Source organism: Corynebacterium sp. LK26 (assembly GCF_014335085.1).
In the GTDB taxonomy this organism is placed as follows: domain Bacteria; phylum Actinomycetota; class Actinomycetes; order Mycobacteriales; family Mycobacteriaceae; genus Corynebacterium; species Corynebacterium jeikeium_D.
On record NZ_PDHB01000002.1, the window covers coordinates 67253 to 90632 of the forward strand.

Consider the following 23380-nt stretch of genomic DNA (forward strand, 5'->3'; position numbering starts at 1 on the left):
CTCACCTCTCGCCACGACCACTCGTCGACAGGACATTCCAACCGTGCTGCAGTCACCACAAGCCAACGCTGAGCCCACCACTGCAGAGACCCGACTGCGCCGCAATCGAATCGCATCAGTAGTTCTCATCATCGCCGTAGTGCTAGTCGTCGGTTGGACATGGGTCGCTTCTCCGGCTCGTAAGGTCGATCGCACTGAATCCACGGCACCGACGAGCAGCACAGCGCAAGCCCCGGCCGCGAACGATCCGGAGGCAATGCCACATACTCTCCGGCCGGTGTGGTCCACCGAATCGTCGGCAAGCACAAGCACGCACACCATCTCCCCGGCGCCACTGGTGATGGACAACTCCCTCATCGTTGCTGAGGACCGGGGCGTGCGTGCTATCTCGCTTAACGACGGCACGGAGCGCTGGCACTATCGACGAGATATTCCGCTTTGTGCGCTCTCGGGCAGTGATGGCCAAGTTTTCGCGACTTTTCGTGGGGCAGCTGGCTGCGGTGAGACCGTTGCACTCAAGCCCGACTCGGGGCAGTATGTCGCGACCCGTAAATCGATTGCGGCTGACAGCCCTGCCGCCGTGCGCTCGAACTCATACGCGGGTGTCTACGACTCTGGATTCCTGGAGCTGTGGCGCTCTGACCTGGTCCGAGTAGTCGAGTACGGCAAGATTCCAGCGTCTCCGGAACCGAAGATGCAGCCGCATCCGGAGTGTTCGATTATCAGTGCGCTCACGCGCGTGGAGCTGCTGGCCGTCGTAAACAACTGCGATGGTCACGGGCGCCTGGTCATGCAGGCGGCAAATCCGGAGGAGTCTCGGAAACCGGAGGTCAAGAGCGATATTGACCTTGGTCCGGCAACTGCAGATATGTCACTGGTATCGATTGGCCAGGACACGGCGGCGGTACTGTCAGACAACCGCATCCGAGTTTTTCGTATGGACGGCACGATGCTGACTGAATTGGCGCTGGATGAGACTACCCTGCGCCCAGCACCGGCGGAAGCTAACTCCGACGGCGATGCCCCGCGTGCGCCTTTTACGACGGATCTTCCCCATCACATGACGTGGTGGTCGCCGCGTGGTTTACTGGGCTTCCGCCCGAGCACCCTGGCGCCGGATTTCGAGTTTCCTGAGGCCACAGGAACCCCAGCTCCATGGGGTGAGCATGTTTTCATGCCAGTCACTGACGGAGTCGCGGTATTGAATGCCAAGACTCTGGAGATTATCGGCACACTCCCGTTGCCTGCAGCTGCGAAGTCCACTCAAGCAAAAAATGCGGACAAGCCGGAAGTGCCCGTGCGCCTTGCGGTTGTCGGTGACACGCTACTGGTTCAGCGCGGTGAGTCAGTCGACGCGTTCGCCATCGAAGCTTAGAAAGAGCGGGCAGCCCAGTCAATTGCCTTCGGACTAAACATACAGACCAGCGCCGCAATTGAAGCTGCCGCCGTCGGCAGAGCCAGCAGAAAAGCGCTCGAGCGGAACATGTAATAGGCCACACCGAGCAAGCAGAGGTTGAGCATAATAATCGGCCCGCGCCCCCAACGGGCGCCACGCAGCAACATAATCGCACCAGCGAGAACAGAGCCAAAAATGAGAAGGAACCACAGCGCGGTACCCCAACCGGAAATGACCGCGGCCTCGTCGCGGTACCCCATCAAATCACGAATCAGAAGGAAGACTCCGTAGCCCAGACCGAGGGCACATTCGGCGACACCGATCCACGCACCGACCATGACAACCTGAGGTGCGGCCATCGGCCCGTCAGTTACCGCAAGCTGGTCAGTAGTACGCGATTTGGACGCATTGCTGCTGTTTTTCTGGTTACTCACGCCCTCCATGTTAGCCCGGCGAGAACCGATGAATACACTCTGGAGGCAAGTCGACCAATGCACCCATCACAGGTCTATTCATGCACTACTCTTGGTGCCTGTGCGTGCGTTGCTAATCTCCAATCCGAATTCGACCAGTAACTCTGCTCGACGCATGCCCAGCATTGTGCGGGCGCTTCGCTCAGTCGAGGGGATCCGCTTGACATCCATGTTCACCGCTTACCCCGGCCATGCTGAGGAAATGGTGGCGGGAATAACGGTTCGCGATTACGACGTCATTATTTCCCTCGGCGGCGACGGAACCATTAACGAGATTGTCAATGGGCTCATGGACTCCAACCCATTCTCCGCACTGCCTGCCACTGAACTGCCTGCCATCGCGACAATTCCCACCGGCAGCGCCAACGTCTTGGCAGGTGCGTTGGGCATTCCCCGCGACCCCGTAAATGCCGCGTGGTACATCGCAAGCCTGCTGCGCTCCCGAACCCGCAGCGCTATTAGTGTTGGACATGCAGCAGAGCGATGCTTCGTCGTCAATGCCGGTATCGGCATCGATGCGGAAGTCATTTCCACCATGGAACAGCTCCGACAAAACGGTACCCGCGCCAAAGCCGTGCGCTATTTGCCGGCAATTTTCACCGCATGGAATCAGTTGCGCAAAAGCCCGCCACAAATCACCGCAACTATCGACGGCACGGAGTTTGGCCGTGATCTCGCAATGGCCGTGGTGTCCAACTCCAATCCCTGGACATTCCTCGGCGACCTCCCCATCGTCACCAACCCCACTGTGTCCCTACGCAGGGGCCTGGGCTTTTATGGCTTCACTTCCCTGAGGGGAGTGACGGGACTTGTCGCCGCAGCCAATTTAGCCGGTTTCTTCACCCGACTGCGTTCCCCCTTCCACGTCGAAGCCCGCGAACGACGCGCCGACAACGTCCAGCACATCGAGCTCACCGCTACTGCCCCACTTCGTCTCCAGTTGGACGGCGAGTACATCAATCAGTGTGAGTCCCTCAACATCCGTGTTAAGCAAGGCGCTATCAATTTTGTGGCGCGTGCCGACGATTACACCGAGGACCAGTTCACCAAGAAAGTCGCTACCCGCCCCGTGGACGAGCGCTTGCTCGTTGTGGTGACCAAAAAGGTCATGGATCGCACACGCCGACTGTTCAGTACTAGCCAAAAGACCGAGGCAAACCCGGCTTAAACTGCAACTGTTTACTGACAAGCCAACAAAAATGCGCCATACACCCTCACTACTGCAATTACCAAAACTAATTTTACCCCCACAAAGGGCTAGTTTTGACCTGGCGTTTTAACCAAAACTTCACTTTTCTGTGAGGTTTGGCACTTTTATTCATTTTGCTCTTTACGAACCGTCCCAGTCGTGAAAACATGTAAATCGTCAGCGAGACAGGCACGCAGTTCACTGGTTGTGTAACCATGCAAGTCTCGCCTTTTTAGGCGCAAACTCTTTGGTGAGTCCCCACTACCTTTCACGCCGTATAGGCGATGGAACAGGTGGCCCCTCCCAAGATGCCTAATACCCCTGGGCAACCGGGAATGAACCCCAACCTTCGTTGAGATACGGCGATTTGTCGTGTCTGACGAAATCCATTTCCGGAGCTGCCTTCCCGCAAGGAAATTTAACCCTGCCCTCACCCGGGCTCGTAATGTTTTAGGAGTTTGTCATGGATTGGCGTCACAAGGCCGTTTGTCGTGAAGAGGATCCGGAGCTGTTCTTCCCGGTCGGTAACTCCGGCCCGGCTCTCGCCCAGATTGCTAAGGCCAAGGTCGTTTGCAACCGTTGCCCCGTTACTGCTCAGTGCCTGGCCTGGGCACTTGAGACCGGCCAGGATGCAGGTGTCTGGGGCGGCATGAGCGAGGATGAGCGTCGCGCACTGAAGCGCCGTCGCAACCGCGGCCGCACCCGTCGCACTCGCACCAGCACCACGGTCTAATTAAAGGACTTACCCTCGTACCGTGTAATCTATACCGGTTGATACCTGTTTAACCCGATAGAAAGAGAGCCCAGCTATGAGCAAGCGTGGCCGTAAGCGCAAGGACCGCCGTAAGAACAAGGCTAACCACGGCAAGCGTCCGAACAGCTAAGTTGCCCTTAGTTGCAGCAGTCTTAGCCATCACCGGCTAAGACATCTCACTCCACTCCAGCACAACTCGGTATTGCACCGAGGGACGGGGTGGAGTTTTTTATGCCTCCAGCGGATACCTCAACGGGTAGCAGGTCTGAAAGTGACTAGGTTTATGACACATGAATTGAATTCACCCGCGATTTTTTGTCATAAACCTAGTCACTTTCAACACCTTTTCGATGCCTCGTCGATACCGCATCCTCGCTTTCCGGATTAACCATCCGCCAGAACCTTACCAGCGAGTTTGGAGCCCAAACCCCACCGGAGTAACGTCTGAAAACAGAGCTTTTACAGCAGCTCCAGCTAGGTTGCTCGAAAGCAATGGGGCTATAGCTCAGTTGGTAGAGCGTCGCGTTCGCAATGCGAAGGTCAGGGGTTCGATTCCCCTTAGCTCCACAAATAGCTCCACAAAAATATCCCAGGCCACATCACCGTGACCTGGGATTTTCCCATTACGCATTACCGCATTACCGTATTACGCAACATCGCATTAAGCATCAAAGGAATACGCGCCAAAAGATGACGCACCAAAACCTAGCCGCCAGCAGCTACCTGCGGTACTCCACCCGCGTATAGGACACGCGAATCCGAGTGGTAATGCGCTGACGGAGGTCCTCAGGGGCAGGTTGCTGGCAGCACCGGCGTAGCAGCCGTCGTATAGCTTGCTCGGAACCGAACTCTTCCAAGCACTGAGGGCATTTGTGAATGTGTTCCTCGAGAAAGCGGCGTTCCTCCGAATCACACTCTCCATCCAAAAATGCGTGTAGGCGCGAGTGGACATCCTGACAGAAAGCATCTTCACAGGCGTGCCCGCGCTCTGGCGTCTGCTCCATATCTTGGCTCGACTCTCGGCTCATCGCGGAGAATCTCCCTTCTCTTCTTTCAAGAATCCACGTTCCACGGCTACGTTGTGCAACGCGTCTCGGAGCTGTTTTCTTCCACGGTGGAGCCGACTCATCACAGTTCCGATGGGCGTGCCCATGATTTCGGCGATTTCCTTGTAGGGCAATCCCTCGACATCGGCGTAGTAGACCACCATCCGGTAGTCCTCTTTGAGGCTCATCAAAGCGTCACGAATTTCCTCGTCAGGAAGCTTTTCCAGCGCTTCAACCTCAGCAGAGCGCAGCCCTATCGAAGTGTGCGACGCGGTTTCCGCGATCTGTGAATCCGTGATGTCATCGGTGGCGTACTCGGCAGGACGACGCTGCGCCTTGCGGTAGTTGTTGATGTACGCATTCGTCAGAATGCGGTAGAGCCACGCTTTCAGATTCGTGCCCGGTTTGTAGGAGCGGAAGCCCTGAAAAGCCTTGATATAGGTCTCCTGCACCAGGTCTTCGGCATCGGCGGGGTTGCGCGTCATCCGCAGCGCCGCTCCATAGAGCTGATCCAAAAGCGGCATGGCGTCACGCTCAAAGCGCTGCGCAAGCTCCTCATCCGACTCATCAGTCCGGATGGCCGATGTTCCTGTCTGATCACCTGACATGCTACCTATCCTAAAACATCCGCACCCACGAGTCGGCCAGACCCCCGTCACCAGGCATTTCGTCGCTTAGCTGCACTGGTGTGCAACGATGGGAAATTATGTCGAAGAAGTCCGCCAAGAAATCCGCTGCCGCCACCCCGGCAATCGCCGTCTGTCAGAACGCCGGAATCGACTTCCACGTTCACCAATTCCCCCACGGCAGCGACAACTTCGGCGAAGAGGCCGCCTCTTGGCTACTAGAGCATCTCGGTGTCGAGCCCGAACGCATCTTCAAAACTCTCATTATCGAGCTATCCGGCAAACTCACTGGGCTGGCCATCGCCGTCGTCCCCGCCACCGGAATGCTCAACCTCAAGGCCGCCGCCGCGGCTGTCGGGGCTTCCAAGGCAACGATGGCCGACCCCCATGACGCGTCACTTGCCACCGGCTACGTTCCCGGCGGCATCTCCCCGCTTGGCGGTCGCCGCAAGCTCCCCACAGTCATTGATGAGACAGCCACTCTCGCCGACACTGTGTTTGTCTCCGGTGGTCGCCGCGGGTGGGACATCGAACTGTCACCCGCTGATCTGGTTTCGCTTTGCGACGCCACGGTCGCCGACATCGCCCGCTAACCCTGCGGCTACTCCTGCAACCTCCCCGCTGATACGGCCTTAAAACAGCTCCTCGTTGTGGCCGGGTGCTGCTCCATCGGGCCCATTCAGCAGGTGCGGCCCTTCATTCGCAACATTGCCGACGGCGCGGTTGACCGGTCGGATGGTCAGCTTGTCCACCACTTCTGCGCTGGTCATGCCAACATTTCCGTCTGCTGCCCAGGCCGAGAGATCCAACCAGTCACTGACTTCGTCGTCGGCAAGCACGCGCGGCATACGATGATGCAGATCCGCGAGCTGTCCCACGGCGTCGGTGGTGAGAATTGTGGCGGAGACGATATCGCCCCAGCGCGCCCACAGCCCCGCGACGGTGAAAAGCGGTGCGTCATCGCTGAAGCTGACGAAGTAGGGCTGGCGATTCTTCCACTCGTACCAACCGTTCATGGGGATTGCGCAGGGCAGGCTGTCCCGGAAAGTCGGTTTGGACTGCCAGGTTTCCGCACGAGCATTGAAGAAAGGTGTTGTTGGCACTTCGCGGGCCCACTGCGGAATTAAACCCCAGCGCACGGTGGCAGCAATGGTTCCTGTGCGGCCGGGGTGCTCGCGGGCAAGAGCAACTATTGGCATGGTCGGTCCGATGTTGTAGCGGGAGGTGGGCAACGGGCCGTCGGCACGCACGGGCGCCAAACCGGGAATCTCAGCCGTGGTGCTGAGCAGTTCTTCGGCGACTGTGAAATTGACGAAACGACCACACATACCAACTGATTGTGCCGTTGACTCCCCCTCTAGTCGAGGTATGGAGTGAAAGTGTTCCATAATTGGTTGTGTGTGTTCCCAAAATCAGAATTGGTCCGCCCCTACTGTAAGTGTCGACGGTGCCGAGGCCGGTCGACAGCCTTTTAGTGCCACGGTGCAGATTGCCGGCTCGAAGTCGATTACGAACCGTGCCCTTGTCATCGCGGCGATATCTTCGACACCATCGGTTATCCATGGTGCTCTGCGCTCTCGCGATACCGATCTTATGATTCGCGCACTGCAGGCTCTGGGAACTGACATCAGTGCCGACTCGACATATTCGGGTGCCCCGAACCACACGCTCCGCGTCACTCCACGCATGCTTCGCGGTGGTGTCGTGGAATGTGGTCTCGCAGGTACGGTTATGCGCTTCGTGCCACCTATCGCAGCTCTTGCGCAGGGGTCGGTGTTCTTCGAAGGCGACGTAGAAGCCAAGGCTCGCCCGATGTCGGCCGTGCTGGATGCCCTGCGCAGCCTCGGTGTGAACATCGCGGGCAATGGGCTTCCCTTCACGGTCAATCCGCAGGGTCCGAATCAGGGCAACCGCCTCGGTGACTCGGTTCAAGAGCAAGATCTGCCGGACATCGGCGGCGAAGTGGAAATTGACGCTTCGGCTTCGAGCCAGTTCGTCTCTGGTCTGTTGCTGTCAGCACCGCGCTACGGCCGTGGCCTGGTACTTCGCCCGACCGGTGAGATTCCTTCCCGCCCGCACATTGACATGACCCTGGACATGCTTCGCGAGGCCGGTGTGCAGGTCGAGGAGACCACGGCCGACACACCTGAGGGACCACGCACAACGTTCACCATTCACCCGACCGAAATGATGGGTCGTATTTGGCAGGTCGAGCCTGATCTGTCCAACGCCGCCGCCTTCCTGGCCGCTGCGGCTGTCACTGGTGGCAGCGTCACCGTGCCCGACTGGCCAGAGCACACCACGCAGCCGGGCGACCGCATCCGCGAGATCCTCACCGCTATGGGCGCTACCGTGACGTTCAACCGTCACGAAGGTGGCCACACCAGCCTCACCGTCGTGGGCCCAAAGCCGTCGGAGCTGCGCGGAATCACGATGGACATGTCCGAGGTTGGCGAGCTGACCCCCACCGTCGCGGCCATCGCCGCCTTGGCCACTACCCGCACCGAGCTGACGGGTATCGCACACCTGCGCGGTCACGAAACCAACCGTCTCGCCGCGCTCACCACGGAAATCAACCGTCTCGGCGGTCGCGCGACCGAGCTTGACGACGGCATTGCGATCGACCCCGTTCCGCTCCACGGTGGTCTCTGGCACAGCTACGCCGACCATCGAATGGCCACCGCTGGTGCCATTGTTGGCCTGCGCACGGAGGGCGTGGAAGTCGAAAATATCGGTACCACTGCTAAGACCATGCCTGGATTCGATCTGCGCTGGCTGGAGATGCTCGGACTGGCCTCCCCCAGCCCTAGTTCGTTGGAAAAGTCAGTCGAAGCTCGAATTGATGGTGTGGACAACGGAACCGAGGCAGGGAAATAACAGTGGCGGCACGCAGGCGTGGACGGCAATGGGACGAGTCCGATGTACGCATCCGCCCCGGTAAAGGGTCGCGACCACGGACGAAGGATCGCCCCCGCCACGCCGATGCCCACTGGGGCATGGTGGTGACCAAGGATCGTGGTCGTTGGGGTGTAGTCCTCGATAACAACCCTGATGTTGCAGTGACATGCATGCGTGCCCGCGAGCTCGGCCGCACCAATATCGTTGTCGGTGACCGTGTCGGTGTCGTAGGCGATGTCAGCGGCCGTGCGGGCACACTGGCCCGCATCGTCAAGCTGGCAGAGCGCAGCACGGTTTTGCGTCGCACCGCCGATGACAATGACCCGTATGAGCGCATCGTCGTGGCCAATGCCAGCCTGCTGCTCATTGTGTGCGCAGTCGCCGATCCTGAACCTCGCACCGGTTTTGTCGAACGCGCGCTGGTCGCGGCCTACGCCGGCGGTGTCCGCCCCGTGCTCTGTCTGACTAAATCCGATCTGGCCGACCCAGAGGAATTTGCCGGGGAGTTCTCGGCACTCGGAGTGGATGTCGTTGTCTGCGGTATTAATGATGACTTGGCTCCTCTGTCAGAACTCATCGATGCCCCAGGACGAGTGACAGCTTTGGTTGGGCATTCCGGCGTGGGGAAATCGACCCTCGTCAACCGGATTGTTCCCGAAGCCAACCGTGAGACCGGCGAAGTTAGTGGTGTGGGTAAGGGCCGCCATACCTCCACGCAGTCGGTGGCGCTGATGTTGCCGTCGGAAAGCGATGACGATGCGGCGTCGTGGATTATTGATACCCCGGGCATTCGTTCCTTTGGTCTGGCTCATGTGACACCGGAGACGCTGCTGGCGGCGTTTCCAGATATCCAGGCAGCGACAGATGAATGCCCACGTGGTTGCACCCATTTGGGGCCGCCCGCGGATCCAGAGTGCGCCCTCGACAAGCTGGAGGGAGTTCAGCACCGTCGAGCGATGGCCGTGCGTCGCCTGTTGAGCGCCATCAGCGACAACGAGGACTGGGAGCTGGACATTGAAAGAGACTAGCCATACCGATTCTGTGGAGACGCCCTCTGAAGCCGCGGCTGGTGCTGAGTCGGACAAAGCGGGCTCCGGACTCTACCCCGCTCCCGGCAGTTGGATTCGGCTGTGCATCTACACGCTTATCGTGGGTCTTGCGACGGGGCTCGGAGCTGCCGGGCTCGCGCTGATCATGCACGGCATCGAGTACGCGGTCTACGGGCAGCACGAGGGTGACGTAGCGGTCGTAACCGATGGCACCACTGGTTTACAGCGCTTTGTCGGAATTGTGTTGGCGGGGCTGATTGCAGGACCAATCTGGGCAGCTCTTCGCACAAAGGCGAAGCCTGTTGAAAGCGTTGAAGCGGGCATGCACGGCCGCCCCATGCCTGTGTGGTCAACTCTTGTCAATGTGTTTTTGCAGATGGCGACTGTCGCTGCAGGTGCATCCATGGGACGCGAGAATGCCCCGCGTGAGCTCGGTGCAATGGTGGCCTCGCAGATGTCGCATCGACTGCGCATCGATCCACTACACCGCCGTATTTTGGTCGCAGCAGCGGCCGGTGCCGGCCTGGGGGCGATTTATCACATCCCGTTGGCTGGAGCGGTTTTCTCGTTGGAGATTCTGCTGGGCTCGCTGAGTATTACCGCGGTGATGGTGGTGCTGGCGTGTTCAGCCATTGCCACGGTGACGTCGGGCATTGTGGTCGGCAGTAGCCCGCTCTACAGCCCAATTAATCTCTCGGACGGCTGGGGCAACCTCGGGGCAGCACTGCTCATCGGTGTTATCTGCGGTGCCATTGGCTACGCATTTCGCATTCTCAGCTCGCGGATGTCGGACAAAGCACCGACTGGCTGGCATTCTGCCTGGGCCATCCCCCTCGCATTCACACTGGTTGGTGTGATTTCACTGTGGGTTCCAGAAGTGTTGGGCAATGGCCGTATCGCTGCGACCACAGTTCTCATGGACCGCCCGCTGCTGGGTTTTGCAGTCATCCTGCTGATTGCGAAAGCTTTCGCGGTTCTCGTTACTTTCCGTTCTGGTGCCGTCGGTGGTCTCTTGACTCCCGGCTTTGCCCTTGGCGCGCTCAGCGGTTTCATCGTCGGCTGCTTCGTACAGCCATTGATGCCCTCAGTTCCGCTGAGCGACTTTGCGATTCTCGGCGCGGCGGCCTTCCTGTCGGCGTCCATGGCAGCACCACTTTTCGCACTGATCGTGACCGTGGAGTTCACCGGCCAGAATTCCTCGGCTTACTTAGCGCTCTTCCTCGCTGGTGCAACTGCGACGCTGACCGTGACCATGATTCGCGCCTGGCTGCGGCTGCCCCACAAGCAATCAATGCCATGGAACCGCGAACCGGCAGTCGCGGCTGCGGTCCGCAAGCGGGTCGAGGACTAACCGCGCGCAGCAGTGTGCGTCGAGCGACCTGTGTAGGCCCGGACAATTTCCCGGACACCTGGGCGAAGACGGCGGAGCATTCGCAGGCCCGTCGCTAAGCCCTTGCGTTGCGGGGAACTGGACTGGAGCTCCGCTTCAACCTGCGGATACTTCTTGAACGCCGCCTCCGAACGTACCTCTGGGGCGTTGTCCGGGTCAGCGACTAAGAAGCGATCCGGCAGCGACAACTTCAGCAGCGTGCGCTGGACCTGGAAGAACTGCTTCGGGAACGACCCCGTGTTGTATGGCAGGTCGTATTCCCGGCAGATCTGCTTAACCTGCTTCGAAATCTGCGCAAGCCTGTTGGATGGCATGTCCGGGAAGAGGTGGTGCTCAATCTGGTAATTCAGATTTCCCGAGAGCACCGACAGCGCCAGCCCACCGTGGAAGTTCGCCGAGCCCAGCATTTGGCGCAAATACCACTCGCTCTTGTCCTCGGTGTTGTACTGCTCCTTGGTGAAAGTCTCGGCATCATCCGGGAAGTGTCCGCAGAAGATGACAGCGTAGGCCCACAGATTACGGGCTAGGTTGGCCATCATGTTCGCAAACGCCACTTCGCGGTAACGCGAACCCGCCATCGCGGGGAAGAGAACGTAGTCCTTGAGCACCTGGCGCCCCGACTTGTTGAGCACCTCCATGAGCTGTGGACGAGCTTCATCCCAGGATTTCTTGTTTGCGAACACGCGCCCGAGCTCGACGTCATAGAAGGCCACTGCCCATTGGAAAAGGCTGGCCAACACCACGTTTGTCACCGGCTGCAGCAGCGTCGATGGCTTCCAACGGCGGTCACGAGTCACCCGGAGAATGCCGTATCCCACATCGTTGTCCATACCGAGCACGTTCGTGTACTTGTGGTGGACAAAGTTGTGGGAGTGCTTCCACCCGCTGGATGGGCAGGAATTGTCCCACTCCCAGGTGGCCGAGTGAATCTCGGGGTCATTCATCCAGTCCCACTGACCGTGCATAGTGTTGTGGCCGATTTCGAGGTTTTCCAAAATCTTTGCCAGCCCCAGCGCTGAGGCACCCGCCCATTTGAAACCCCAGTGCGCGGTGTTCTTCCACGACTTCGGCAGCATCCCTAGTTTGTTTAGGGCCATGCCTGCGGTCGGCACCATCAGCAGACCTCGACCAGTCACCTCAAGGGTGCGCTGAATGCGGATGAGCGTGCGGATGTAGCGAGCATCCTTCTGCCCCAGCGAATCGCGGTGTTGCTTTTCGATTTCCGCAAACCGACGCCCAATCTCTGCGACGTCTTCTTCGCTCAAGTGCGCATACGATGCGATATCGGAAATTGCCATGGGAAGGGTCCCAACTCCTTTAGGTAGTTTCTCCTGGTTAATGCAGGTTGAGATAGATGTGGGGCGAACTTACAGTTCGATACGCGCGTGCCCCGCCGGCGCACAGACGCACGTTCGGACCCGCTCGCCCGCCACAAACGTCGCACCGGTGCGGATGTCCCGTGCTGCGCCGTCGGAGAGTTGCTGCACGCACGTCGCACAAATTCCCATCCGACAGCCGTACGGCAGGTCGACCCCGACGCTCTCGGCCGCCTCCAGGATGGTGGTTGCACCGTCTACGTCGATATCGCCTCGGCTGCCGAAACTCACCGTGCCGCCGACCTCCCCCGCCGCCGAGCGGTCAACGGTGAAACGTTCCGTCCGCAGCCCGGGAAACTCCGGCTCAAGGTTTTTCAGCAGTTCAACCGGACCACAGGCATAGGCGCTTGCCGACGATGCCAGCGCTCCAAAGTCAGCAATGATGTCGGTAACCGCCGCAGCGTCAATCCGCGGCTGCGTCTCGGTATTCCGGGCATGCAGGCGATACTTCAACGCGCTAGTGGCGCTGTGCTGTTCCAGCTCGCGAAGTTCGGTGACAAACACAGCTTCTGTCTCGCCGCGGTAGGAGTGAATGTGCTCGACTTCCACCGAGGCATTGCGAGCTGAAAGATCACGCAGCATCGAAATCACCGGAGTGACGCCGGAGCCTGCGGTAACAAACGCAATGCGGGCTGGGAGCGGCTCCGGAAGATGGAAATCCCCAGCCGGGGCAGCCAGGCGGACGACAGTACCCGGCTTGACATTGGCGACGAGGTGTTGGGACACGTAGCCGTCGTTGAGCGCACGGATGTTGATAGTCAGCAGCCCGTCATGAGGCCGCGGCGCATTTGTCAGCGAGTAGGAACGCCACAGGTATTTCCCCTTGACCTCTACGCCAAGTCCGATGAACTGGCCTGGCTTGAAGTCTGTTGGCATCCCCCAACCCGGACGGATTATCAACTCTGCTGAAGTAGGAGATGTGGGATTGATGGCCTCAATCTGACCGCGCAGCTCGCGACTTGACCACAGCGGATTTAGCAAATGCGTGTAGTCATCGGGCAAAAGTGGCGTGGATAAATGCTTGAATACCCGGGAAACTTTGGTCTTAAGCCCCATTTTTGGCCCTCCTGACTGTCACGGACGAACACGCAATAACGCTGTTCATCAGCAGGCATGCCCCACCCGATTCATCATTACGTGTCCGTAGGTTACTTAGACGTAGACTACGGAGCGGTAAGTTATTGGTCAAGAGAAACAAATGATTTTGACACAAATAGCGAAATTGTCATTACCCCCACCCTCGTGCGAAACACCCCCTTTGACATGGAGCTTATCCACACAAAACAATCCCGCCTTTTATACCCCCGCTGAAAACACTTGTGCCATACAAAAAAAGGGGCTGGGTTCCTAAACCCAGTCCCCTTCTTTAACGCCAAGCACGCGCTACTACAGGAAGTCGACCACCATGCCGAGCTCAGCTACGTCATACCACGCCAGCGGGATCTCCAGCGCATCGCCGACAGTGAGCTCCGCATCCTCGTCACCGAGATCTGCCTTATCGACGGCATCAATCGCAGCCTCAACCTTGCTTTCCGCCTCTTCCACATCAATGTGGAGCGCTGCAACGTCGGCAAGCGAAATTGGGCCGCCGACCTTAACCACGGCATCTCCCATATCCGACTGCGGCTCCGCCTCCACATCAACGGAAATGACCACTCGACGGTGCGGGAACTTCTCTTCTGCGGCATCGAGCAGACGGAGCGACGCACGCGCAGCCTCATCAAAGGCTACGTCTGCCAGCTCCTCATCATCGCCCTCAGTAAAAAAATCGCGCAGCGCCTCAGTGACAGCAAAGCCCCAACCACCGCGGGCGTGGAAGAGCTCATCCTCCTTCAGCGCCTCAAGCATAGAGAAAGTCGCTGGGATATAGACACGCATTAGAACTCGCCCTCGAGACCCAGTAGACCGGCAATCTCGACCACTGCGCGGTCGAACTGCTGATAGAAGACTCCCACCATGCCGTTAGAGACGGCAGCATGGATGTTCTCAATCGAATCATCCACCAACACACAGTCCCGGGCCGGCAGTTCAATAGCCGCAGCAGCTGCATTAAAAGCCTCTGCCGAAGGCTTCTCATGGCCAATTTCACCAGAGAGCACAACTGCGTCTACCAGGCCCTCATCTTCGAGCTTGCGAATCGGATCCGCCGATGGGCCACCTGGGTCATTCGACAGGACTGCCAGGCCAACACCATTTGCACGCGCCTCTACCAGCAAATTACGCCAACGTGCCTGGTCTTCATCCGTACCGTCGAGGACACCACAGTAATCGATAATCATTCCGCGCATGGCCTGTAGTTTATCGCATGACCTGCACGTTTGCCTTTTTTCCAGTTCAGCGTGTTAATTGGCTGTTCGTTACGCCCAATTGTAGGCGACCAGAACGGCCTTGACGGAAACCGATAGGACCATTAACAGCGAAACACTCAGCCCATTTCGCGACTGCGCCTTCTCCCCAATCCCCCCCCCCACGCCGGCCGTGAATTCCCCTTCACAAGCTGCACACTTAAAGCACTTGTAGGACAATGGTCTTCAGCAAGGGGGAACTTGCCAATGGAGCGTTTTAGGGGGATTAATCCATGGCACCAACGTCTCACGTACCAAAATCTCAGACACCGATGCCTTACGCGCTGTCGCACGCCGCTGAGCACCGCTCCAGTGGCAGGGAATCCATTGAACCGGCAACGGGCTTTTCGCTTCTCCACACAATTCAACTCGGCCAGTCAGCTAATGCCGCCGCCTCTCAAACCGCAAAAGTGGCACCGACCTACAGCGGATGCTCGGCTGCCACCGGAGCCGCTGTCATAACGGCATTACCGCCCGTCGCGGCCGCTCCTGCTGCAAAAAAGACGCCGCAAACACCGCACGTCGTCCAGCACTGTGAACAGAATCTGAGACAGGAGCTTGGCACGATTACTCGCCGCGTCTTCGACATCATCGCGGGTCGCAGGCGAGTCAACGATCTACGTCGCATCAATATCGACCCGATTATTCACGCTGCGATACTCACGCTGTCGAAGAACACCAGCCTCAAGGGTGTCGCGTTGCAATCCTTTCACGCCAGCGCTTCCGCGGACGGCAAGAAGGTCGAGTTCCTGGGTAGTTGCCGTGTCGGTCCGCGCGTTCGCGCGTTCACGGGCACTTTCCGCCGCGGAACAGCAAAAACGCGGCCATGGACCATGACCGCGTTTCGGGTGCTTTAGTGCTTAGCGACGGCGCTTGCGAGCCGCCTTCCGACGCTGCGCTCGGTTGCCCTCAGACTCTTGATCCACGCGCTGCTGCTCTGCACTGCCGTCCTCGCTGGGACCGGAGTAGGTCATCTGCTGATTTTGCTCAGCAGCTTCCGTCGGCAGAGCTGGAGCCTGATTCTCCTGTCCCTCAGTGTTTTCCACTGCGGGCATAACCTGCTTACGGATTAGGAACAGCTGACGAACCGATTCTTCCTTGATGCCGTCCATCATCGCGGTGAACATGTCGTAGCCCTCACGCTGGTACTCCACCAGCGGGTCAGCCTGGGCCATGGCGCGCAAGCCAATGCCCTCCTTGAGGTAGTCCATCTCGTAGAGGTGCTCGCGCCACTTCTGGTCCATGACGTTCAGGATGGTGAAGCGCTCGATGTTGCGCATCTGGTCGTCGCCGCCAATTGCGGAGACCGCATCCTCAAGCTGGTCGTAGCTGGCCGAGATGTCCGCGTGCAGAGCCTTGGACAGCTCATCGGCCGAGAGGTCACCCGGGGTACCGAAGTCAGAGCCATCAATGAGCTCTTGCGCGGTAAACGTCGGGCTATAGAGCTGCTCAAGGGCATTCCACAGCTCGTCCAGGTCCCAATCCTCCACGTAACCGTCAGCGGTGGCACCGTTGACATACGCATCGACTACGTCGTCCTGCATGTCACGGACCTGAGTCTTCAAATCCTCACCTTCGAGGATGCGACGGCGCTCAGCGTAGATGACCTTACGCTGCTGGTTCATAACCTCGTCATACTTCAGAACATTCTTACGGATTTCGAAGTTCTGGCTTTCCACCTGAGCCTGGACGCTCTTAATGGAGTTGGAGACAACCTTGGAGTCGATAGGAACGTCATCCGGGACATTCAGAGTGTTCATCAGCGCTTCCATGCGCTGACCGTTGAAGCGAACCATGAGATCATCGCGCATGGACAGGTAGAAGCGGGTAACACCCGGGTCACCCTGACGACCGGTACGACCACGCAACTGGTTGTCAATGCGGCGTGACTCATGACGCTCAGTACCCAGGACGTAGAGGCCACCGGCCTCACGTACCTTGTCAGCTTCTTCCTTCGACTGCTGACGAACACGCTCAATCTCAGCGTCCCACGCCTCTTCGTACTCTTCCGGAGTTTCCACCGGGTCCAGACCACGAGAGCGCAGATTCAGGTCAGCGATGATGTCCGGGTTACCGCCCAGCACAATGTCAGTACCACGACCGGCCATGTTAGTTGCCACGGTAACGCCTCCGAGACGACCCGCCACTGCGACAATCTCAGCTTCCTTCTCGTGGTGCTTAGCGTTCAGCACAGAGTGAGGAATACCTTCGCGCTGCAGGAGCTTGGAAAGGTACTCGGACTTCTCAACTGACGTCGTACCAACGAGAACTGGCTGGCCCTTTTCGTGGCATTCGCGGATGTCCTCGACAACAGCGGCAAACTTTGCCTCCTGCGTCTTGTAAATCAGGTCGGGCAGATCCTCACGCTGCTTCGGGCGATTCGGCGGAATCGACATGACATTCAGCTTGTAAATCTGGTGCAGCTCAGCCGCTTCGGTCTCAGCCGTACCGGTCATACCGGACAGCTTGTCGTAGAGGCGGAAGTAGTTCTGGAGCGTAACGGTTGCCAGCGTCTGGTTCTCGTTTTTAATCTCCACCCCTTCCTTGGCCTCAATTGCCTGGTGCATGCCCTCGTTATAGCGACGGCCTGCCAGCACACGACCGGTGAACTCATCGACAATGAGGATCTCACCATTACGAATAATGTAATCCTTGTCGCGGGTGAACAGCTCCTTGGCCTTCAGGGCATTGTTCAGGTAACTGACCAGCGAAGAGTTTTCCGGAGCATACAGGTTGGCAATACCCAGCTGATCCTCAACGAATTCAACACCCTCTTCACGAATACCGATGGTGCGCTTACGCTCATCGACTTCGTAGTGAATATCGCGCTTCATACGCGGCACAATCTTGGAGAACGCCAGGTACCAGTGCGGATCGCCATCTGCCGGACCGGAAATAATTAACGGGGTACGGGCCTCGTCAATCAGAATCGAGTCAACCTCATCGACGATGGCAAAGTGGTGCCCACGCTGCACCAAATCGTCGAGCGAATGCGCCATGTTATCGCGCAGGTAGTCAAAGCCGAACTCGTTGTTCGTGCCGTAGGTGATGTCGGCAGCATAGGCCTTGCGGCGCTGGTCCGGACTGAGCTCAGAGAGAATCACGGAAGTCTCAAGCCCCAGGAAGCGGTGGACTCGACCCATCCACTCCGCGTCACGCTTAGCCAGGTAGTCATTAACCGTAACGACATGAACACCCTTGCCTGCCAACGCATTGAGGTATGCGGGCAGCACACAGGTCAGGGTCTTACCTTCACCAGTACCCATCTCGGCAACGTTGCCGAAGTGCAGTGCCGCACCGCCCATAACCTGGACGCGGTAGTGCTTCTGCCCCAGCACGCGCCAGGATGCCTCGCGCGCCGTGGCGAAAGCATCCAGCAGCAAATCGTCTACATCGGCACCGTCAGCCAGCTGCTTCTTAAACTCCTCGGTCTTGGCACGGAGTTCATCGTCTGAAAGAGCTGCGTACTCGTCTTCCTTGGCGATGACCTGATCTGCAATATTGCCAAGCCTCTTGACAGCGCGGCCTTCACCAATGCGGAGCAACTTGCTGAGCGAAAACACTAAATTGGGACCTTTCCGGCCGATTCACGTCGAACTTTAATGTGCAACGGTTGATTATACGACGAACCCGCCTTCCCTTCTAAGAGAAGACGGGCTCATGTGAGCAATTACTTACCAATACACAGCTCTGCGCGGTATTGCGTGCTCTTTTCGGTGAAGACTTACTTCTCGTCTTCGTCTGCCAGCTCAATCAGACCGTAGTCGTACGCGTGACGACGGTAGACCACGGACGGACGAGAGGTTGCCTCGTTAACGAAGAGGTAGAAGTCGTGACCGACGAGCTCCATCTCAGACAAAGCATCTTCCACCGTCATCGGAGTTGCGGAGTGCTGCTTGGTACGCACAACCTGGCCCGGGGTCACGTCCTCAACCAGATCCTCGTACGGATCAGCCTTTTCCGGAGCCGCTGCCTCAGCCTCTGCAACCAGCGAAGCAGTTGCCTCGCCGACGGACATCGGTGCACGGTGGCCAGAACGGCTAATCTTGCGGCGAGCCTTCACCTTACGCAGGGAGCGCTCCATCTTGCCCAGAGCAGACTCCAGTGCCGCGTAGAAGCTATCTTCCTTCGCTTCCGCACGAGCCAGGTGCCCCTTGCCAGTAGCGGTGATCTGAATACGGTCAGAGCGGTCTGCACGGCGCGGATTCGGCTCGTGCTGGAGCTCCACGTGGAAGAAGGTCAAAGTCGGGTCAAGGCGCTCAATCTTCGCCAGCTTCGCCTTAACACGATCTGCGAAGTGCTCTGGAACCTCAACATTGCGCCCGGTGATGGTCACCTGAGCGTTCGGGCTGAGTACCTCGTTGTTGTCAGCAGGTGTGGACACTTGCTACCTACCTCCCGGTATGGCCACCGCCCTTCCGTAAGCGGGATTACTCACGGCGTCTACGGTGACGAGTCTTTCTGCACCCCCAGGATACAGTTCCGGGGGTAACCAATGCCACGTTCCCCTCGTTTATTTTTCGCTTGCCGACGACACCCCTGCGTCTACGCCCGGGCGAGCACCAACACCATATCGATGCGAATCCCCAATGACGCTGCCACCAACTCGGTTTCCGCTGCAGTGGCACCAGTAGTGGCCACATCATCAACCAGAATTACTGTCGCCTGCGCACAGCGTTGTCGCAGCTTGTCGCTAATTCCGCGCTTGAATTGCGTCAGCGGCACAATGTGGCCAGAAAGATTTCGTCTGCGTTGAGAAGCCCCCAGCTCCGCGGAATCCCGCGTGCGCCCGCCAATGCGCACCAGGGGCAATACCGAACTGGAGGGGAGCTGACTGCAAGCAAAGTCGCAGGCAATTGTTACCGGGTCCCCACCCCGTTGTCGACGGGATGACGATCTTGTCGGCGCGGGAATCAAAATGACGGGGGTAATTTCCGGGGGCATTATATGGCCGTCAGAAGCCAGCCTTCGTACCGCAGCGGCGAACACGGCCCCCATGATTCGTCTGGCTTCACCACTGCCCCGTTCTTTGGCCGACAAAATGAGATGTCTCCTCGCACCCGAGTACGGACCGCAGGTCCACGCTGCTGCGCGTAACGCAGCCCGCGGTGAAAACCGCACTGGAGGTTGCTGAAGATCGTCCTTGCAACCGCGACACAGCGCCCCGGAGCAGCCGCACACCGGACAGGTTTCCGGTATCACGAGGCCGATCGCGTCGCGAGTGACGTCGTAAAGCGCGCGCAGAAATTCCTGCGATGACCTCCCCTGCGCCATTAATCCCCTCCCCGATTTGCGCTTATTCCACAGACACCGGAGCCATTCGACCACGCGCACCCGGAACCTGGCGCCAGAACTGCTGCTGCCCCTCGCTGGAGATCAGCTCCATAACACCGGTGGCATCTAATGCGTAACGCTTCGACGAGGTCGCGGTAACCACAGGAATTGGCGGTGTCAGGTTGAGCTTCGGCAGAACGGAGCTAGTCGCACCGTCCGGGAAGGCACTCCACATCGGGGTGTCTCCGCTGTAACCACCCACCGTGACCGTTTGATTCGGCGACCACGTCAGCGACACCGGGGAAACGTTTTCAGGGAGCGGCAGAGCACGCGGGTGCGTCAACTTCCACGGTTTATCGTCATGCCTTTCGATGGTGGCGATATAGACTTCACCAGCGATAATCATCGCTACCTGCGTGCCTGAAGAATCGACGCGGAATTCAGAAATACCGGCGCTCGGGCGCCCCGTGCCTGCGCCGCCGTCAAGAAGGTGATTGAGCTCAGAGGTATCAACCTCCTCCTGCTGAATCCGAGATGACGTCGACTGCCGAACCAGGCGTACGACGGTTGTACCGTCCTTCACTGTCCAGACCGCCTCGGCGTCTGGAGACCATGTCGGACGGGTGAGGCTCTCGCCAGTCAGCACAGGAACCGGCTGATCTTGTATTCCGCCGAGCATCAATGTGGACTCCCCGAGGTCATACGACCCAGCACGACCATCCACGGCCGAACGGAACACGGCGGCAATAAGCTCGCTGCCATTGGGGTTGGTGCCCACTGCCGCGGAGAACACCGCGGTGCTGCCGCTGGCGGTCCAGCCGCGTCCCACAGGTGTGGCGTGGCCGTCAGCGATCTCGTAGATACCGCTGCGGTCGACCGTCCGTAACGGTGCGTTATCAGCCGGTAGATGATTCGGGTCGTAGAGCTGGATTGCGTCAGTGTCCTTCGTCCACGGCTCGTCGTGGCTGGCAACTAGTGGTTCGCCGTCGGCCATGAGGATCCACGGACCACGGAAATCTGCCGAGTCGAGAGTCCAGATAATCTGCGCCGCGAGCATGACACGCAGTTCCTCGGAAACATCACCCAACCCGGTGATTTCGACCCTGCGACCGTCCGCGTTGGACACAGGTCCTGCTTCCACCGCAATTGAGGCATTGGGCTTGAGCACGGTGGTGACGCCCGGCCGCAGTGGTGCTGATGGGCCGTTCTTCAGCTTCGTCAACAGATTGGTCGCGCCATCGGTGACGCCACGATAGAGCCAACGACGATCTGTGACCAAATGATTACCCGCCGGATCGAGGAAATAGATATTGCGAGGCACATTGTTTTCCAGGAATGCCTGACGCTCCATGACAACACCGTCGGGCAGCGAGGAAATGCGCCACTGCCCATCCGAACCAAGCTTCATCTCCACGGTTTCCTCATAGTCACCGGACTGGGGCTCATACGCACCATCAGTACCGAATTGACCAACGCTGCGACCTCGGGCAACGAAGGACTGTCGCGATCCTCCTTCATCCCTCTGGGCGATGAGGTTGACACCGTCGAGAATGCGGGCACTATCCTGCGGTTTCCAACTGGCCGCAAGTTCCGGGGTCATGAAGGCACGCATAGCTTGAAAATCATCAACCGGATGCGCGGCCGCGGCGAAAAAGTCGCGCAAGACAATGTCTGCATTGACATTCGGACGTGGCTGCGGAACTTCAATACGAACCTGGGGCGGCTCAAACGGACGCAGCACCTGGGGGCTGGTGTTCCGCGGAATGGTGGTACATCCTGCGGCCGTGCCCAAAATGATCACCGAGCTAAGCGCCACTGTCTTACGCAGGACGCGACGAGCCTTCGACTGTTGCTGCGCCGTCATTTAACTATCCTCCTCACGTGCCTGTCGGGATTCGCTATCGCTAGTCGGCTGCCCCTTACCCTGATCCTGGCTCTTGACTTGCGATGCATTCGATTCCGATTCCAACTCCCGTGCACCAATTTCCTGCTGATGCGGAATCTGATCAGGCAGCGGGGGAACTTCCAGTCCGAGCGGATGCTCACCGAAGCTCGCATCGGGCTCCAGCGGCACAGTCAGACGGAAACAGCTACCGACCGTCGGCACGCCAAATGCCTCCAGTTCCCCACCGTGCAATTGTGCGTCCTCGCGCGCGATTGCCAGGCCAAGTCCGGTACCGCCGGTGCGTCGGACGCGCGAGGGGTCAGCACGCCAGAAACGGTTAAACACCAGTTCCTGCTGCTCCGGCTTTAGCCCCACACCGTGGTCAACGACCGTAAACGAAACCGCGGAATCGCTCGCCCGCACTGTGACATCCACCGGATTGCCCTCACTGTGGTCAACAGCATTGGCCATAAGATTGCGTAGCACGCGCTCGATACGACGCGAGTCGACTGTTGCCATTACCGGTTCATCGGGCAGGTGGAAGCGGATGGGCGTACCGGTCTCCTTAGCCACGACTGTTACCTGCTGATAGGCAGCATCCACACAGCGACGGACATCGACCTTTTCTGCAGACAGGTCAGCAACGCCGGCATCGTGGCGTGAGATCTCAAGCAGGTCATTGAGAAGCATCTCAAAACGCTCAAGCTCCTCATTCATCAGCTCAGCTGCGCGGCGAGTCGCCGGATCGAGGTCCTCAGCGCCGTCCGCAATAAGATCGGCGGCCATACGCACCGTGGTCAGAGGTGTCCTCAACTCATGCGAAACATCGGAGGTGAACTGTCGCTGCAGACTGCCGTATTCCTCCAGCTGTCTAATCTGCGTCGACAGCGATTCGGCCATCTTGTTAAAGCTCATGGCCAGTCGCGCCATGTCATCTTCACCCTGCACGACCATACGTTCGCGCAAGTGACCGTCGGCAAAGCGCTGAGCAATCTGGGCGGCGGAACGCACTGGTGTCGTCACCTGATTGGAGAAGAACCAAGTAATACCGCCGAGAAGCGCCATGATGATTACTGTCGCACCGGCGAGCAGACCACGAACCAACTTAATAGTCGATTCCTCTGCGGCCATAGAGGTGACCAGATAGAGCTCGAGCCCATCAACCGAAGTAGAAGTGGGGCTACCGATAATTAACGCCGAGTACGTATCGCCGCGGTTATCAGTGACTTGGCGTACCTGATACGCAATTTGCCCTTGTCGGACTACTTCATGCAATCGTTCTGGGACATCAGCCTTAATCGGCGATGAAGCCAACACCGTGCCTCGCGGCACCGGCGCCACGAGCAGTGGTTCATAACTTGTCAATGGTGCAGCACCGGAACCGGCTGCACGGTTCACAAGGGCATCGCGCCCCACGTTGAGCAGAGCTTGCAGCTCGTTGGACGAAGAGTTCTCAATCGCCTGCTCCACCACCGCGCGAGCACGGTCAATTTCCTCGTCGGCAGCGGTAACCTTTGCGTCGATAAGCCGCTGGGTAACAATAGTTGCCAGCGCGAAACCGAGTACCGCAATCACCATCGCGCTCAGTACCACCACAGAGGTCAGAATGCGCGCTTGGATAGACGTGCGCCAGAGCGTAACCGCCCAGGTCACTCCCCTATTGGTGAAGTCTCGAAGCT

The 23380-nt window shown here is 58.6% G+C and carries 22 protein-coding genes and 1 tRNA gene; 10 read left to right on the plus strand and 13 right to left on the minus strand.

Translation table 11 applies throughout. The features are described from left to right. The first annotated feature begins 43 nt into the window (after positions 1-43). Positions 44-1375, plus strand: coding sequence for a PQQ-binding-like beta-propeller repeat protein (locus tag CRD13_RS03820; protein WP_187401310.1), 1332 nt, complete (start codon positions 44-46; stop codon positions 1373-1375). On the opposite strand, the gene CRD13_RS03825 is transcribed toward CRD13_RS03820, so the two are convergent. Continuing rightward, a complete protein-coding gene (locus tag CRD13_RS03825) occupies positions 1372-1830 on the minus strand; it encodes a hypothetical protein (protein WP_236658477.1) in 459 nt (152 codons plus the stop codon). The two genes, CRD13_RS03820 and CRD13_RS03825, sit on opposite strands and share 4 nt — an antisense overlap. Positions 1831-1930: 100 nt before the next feature. Here CRD13_RS03825 and CRD13_RS03830 point away from each other — a divergent pair, with 100 nt between their 5' ends. The 4 genes from CRD13_RS03830 to CRD13_RS03840 all read left to right on the plus strand — a co-directional run bounded on the left by CRD13_RS03830 (position 1931) and on the right by CRD13_RS03840 (position 4379). Then, positions 1931-3037 (plus strand): diacylglycerol kinase family protein, encoded by a 1107-nt coding sequence (locus tag CRD13_RS03830; RefSeq protein ID WP_370549577.1) that lies wholly within the window; start codon positions 1931-1933, stop codon positions 3035-3037. Positions 3038-3521: 484 nt separating this feature from the next. Then, positions 3522-3791 carry a WhiB family transcriptional regulator gene (locus tag CRD13_RS03835; RefSeq protein WP_016422223.1) on the plus strand — a complete coding sequence of 90 codons (270 nt, stop codon included), beginning with the start codon at positions 3522-3524 and terminating at the stop codon, positions 3789-3791. A gap of 76 nt (positions 3792-3867) precedes the next feature. After that, positions 3868-3942, plus strand: coding sequence for a 50S ribosomal protein bL37 (locus CRD13_RS11130; protein WP_014300525.1), 75 nt, complete (start codon positions 3868-3870; stop codon positions 3940-3942). A 364-nt stretch (positions 3943-4306) separates the two neighbouring features. Next, positions 4307-4379, plus strand: a tRNA-Ala gene (locus CRD13_RS03840). 152 nt (positions 4380-4531) lie between these two features. On the opposite strand, the gene rsrA is transcribed toward CRD13_RS03840, so the two are convergent. Both rsrA and CRD13_RS03850 read right to left on the minus strand, forming a co-directional pair. Beyond that, the gene (rsrA, locus tag CRD13_RS11135) at positions 4532-4840 is read right to left on the minus strand and encodes a mycothiol system anti-sigma-R factor (RefSeq protein ID WP_016422222.1); all 309 of its coding nucleotides are present in this window, start codon (positions 4838-4840) and stop codon (positions 4532-4534) included. Continuing rightward, positions 4837-5466 carry a sigma-70 family RNA polymerase sigma factor gene (locus CRD13_RS03850; protein ID WP_016422221.1) on the minus strand — a complete coding sequence of 210 codons (630 nt, stop codon included), beginning with the start codon at positions 5464-5466 and terminating at the stop codon, positions 4837-4839. Before CRD13_RS03850 ends, rsrA begins: the two co-directional genes overlap by 4 nt. A 98-nt stretch (positions 5467-5564) precedes the next feature. On the opposite strand from CRD13_RS03850, the gene ybaK reads away from it, so the two are divergent. Beyond that, the gene (gene ybaK, locus CRD13_RS03855; RefSeq protein ID WP_070604410.1) at positions 5565-6077 is read left to right on the plus strand and encodes a Cys-tRNA(Pro) deacylase; all 513 of its coding nucleotides are present in this window, start codon (positions 5565-5567) and stop codon (positions 6075-6077) included. A gap of 39 nt (positions 6078-6116) precedes the next feature. Here ybaK and CRD13_RS03860 read toward each other — a convergent pair whose 3' ends face one another. Beyond that, positions 6117-6812 carry an SOS response-associated peptidase gene (locus CRD13_RS03860; RefSeq protein WP_049172825.1) on the minus strand — a complete coding sequence of 232 codons (696 nt, stop codon included), beginning with the start codon at positions 6810-6812 and terminating at the stop codon, positions 6117-6119. 70 nt (positions 6813-6882) lie between these two features. Here CRD13_RS03860 and aroA point away from each other — a divergent pair, with 70 nt between their 5' ends. Genes aroA through CRD13_RS03875 form a run of 3 tightly spaced genes read left to right on the plus strand, consistent with a single transcriptional unit; the run spans position 6883 to position 10782 of the window. After that, a complete protein-coding gene (gene aroA / locus CRD13_RS03865) occupies positions 6883-8361 on the plus strand; it encodes a 3-phosphoshikimate 1-carboxyvinyltransferase (RefSeq protein ID WP_080971514.1) in 1479 nt (492 codons plus the stop codon). Between the two features lie 2 nt (positions 8362-8363). Beyond that, the gene (gene rsgA, locus CRD13_RS03870; RefSeq protein ID WP_049172822.1) at positions 8364-9410 is read left to right on the plus strand and encodes a ribosome small subunit-dependent GTPase A; all 1047 of its coding nucleotides are present in this window, start codon (positions 8364-8366) and stop codon (positions 9408-9410) included. Further along, positions 9397-10782 (plus strand): chloride channel protein, encoded by a 1386-nt coding sequence (locus CRD13_RS03875; protein WP_187401312.1) that lies wholly within the window; start codon positions 9397-9399, stop codon positions 10780-10782. Before rsgA ends, CRD13_RS03875 begins: the two co-directional genes overlap by 14 nt. On the opposite strand, the gene CRD13_RS03880 is transcribed toward CRD13_RS03875, so the two are convergent. The 4 genes from CRD13_RS03880 to CRD13_RS03895 all read right to left on the minus strand — a co-directional run bounded on the left by CRD13_RS03880 (position 10779) and on the right by CRD13_RS03895 (position 14485). Then, positions 10779-12119: an acyl-CoA desaturase gene (locus CRD13_RS03880; protein ID WP_187401313.1), complete on the minus strand. Its 1341-nt coding sequence runs from the start codon at positions 12117-12119 to the stop codon at positions 10779-10781. The genes CRD13_RS03875 and CRD13_RS03880 overlap by 4 nt on opposite strands. Positions 12120-12188: 69 nt before the next feature. Next, positions 12189-13253, minus strand: a complete 1065-nt coding sequence (locus tag CRD13_RS03885) for a flavin reductase family protein (RefSeq protein ID WP_070603443.1) — start codon at positions 13251-13253, stop codon at positions 12189-12191. Positions 13254-13583: 330 nt separating this feature from the next. After that, positions 13584-14075: a hypothetical protein gene (locus tag CRD13_RS03890; RefSeq protein ID WP_049172814.1), complete on the minus strand. Its 492-nt coding sequence runs from the start codon at positions 14073-14075 to the stop codon at positions 13584-13586. Continuing rightward, the gene (locus CRD13_RS03895) at positions 14075-14485 is read right to left on the minus strand and encodes an HAD-IA family hydrolase (protein WP_038627918.1); all 411 of its coding nucleotides are present in this window, start codon (positions 14483-14485) and stop codon (positions 14075-14077) included. The genes CRD13_RS03890 and CRD13_RS03895 overlap by 1 nt, the downstream gene beginning before the upstream one ends. 290 nt (positions 14486-14775) lie before the next feature. Here CRD13_RS03895 and CRD13_RS03900 point away from each other — a divergent pair, with 290 nt between their 5' ends. After that, on the plus strand, positions 14776-15399 hold the full coding sequence (locus tag CRD13_RS03900) for a hypothetical protein (RefSeq protein WP_070549738.1): 624 nt from the start codon (positions 14776-14778) through the stop codon (positions 15397-15399). A gap of 3 nt (positions 15400-15402) precedes the next feature. On the opposite strand, the gene secA is transcribed toward CRD13_RS03900, so the two are convergent. From secA to mtrB, 5 genes are all read right to left on the minus strand, one after another. Next, positions 15403-18105 carry a preprotein translocase subunit SecA gene (gene secA / locus CRD13_RS03905; RefSeq protein WP_070545755.1) on the minus strand — a complete coding sequence of 901 codons (2703 nt, stop codon included), beginning with the start codon at positions 18103-18105 and terminating at the stop codon, positions 15403-15405. 161 nt (positions 18106-18266) lie between these two features. Beyond that, positions 18267-18926, minus strand: coding sequence for a ribosome hibernation-promoting factor, HPF/YfiA family (hpf, locus tag CRD13_RS03910; protein ID WP_016422210.1), 660 nt, complete (start codon positions 18924-18926; stop codon positions 18267-18269). Between the two features lie 161 nt (positions 18927-19087). Beyond that, positions 19088-19345, minus strand: a complete 258-nt coding sequence (locus CRD13_RS03915; protein WP_141737802.1) for a hypothetical protein — start codon at positions 19343-19345, stop codon at positions 19088-19090. Between the two features lie 493 nt (positions 19346-19838). After that, positions 19839-21680 (minus strand): LpqB family beta-propeller domain-containing protein, encoded by a 1842-nt coding sequence (locus CRD13_RS03920; protein ID WP_187401314.1) that lies wholly within the window; start codon positions 21678-21680, stop codon positions 19839-19841. Beyond that, positions 21681-23354, minus strand: coding sequence for an MtrAB system histidine kinase MtrB (gene mtrB, locus CRD13_RS03925; protein ID WP_370549581.1), 1674 nt, complete (start codon positions 23352-23354; stop codon positions 21681-21683). Between the last annotated feature and the right edge of the window lie 26 nt (positions 23355-23380).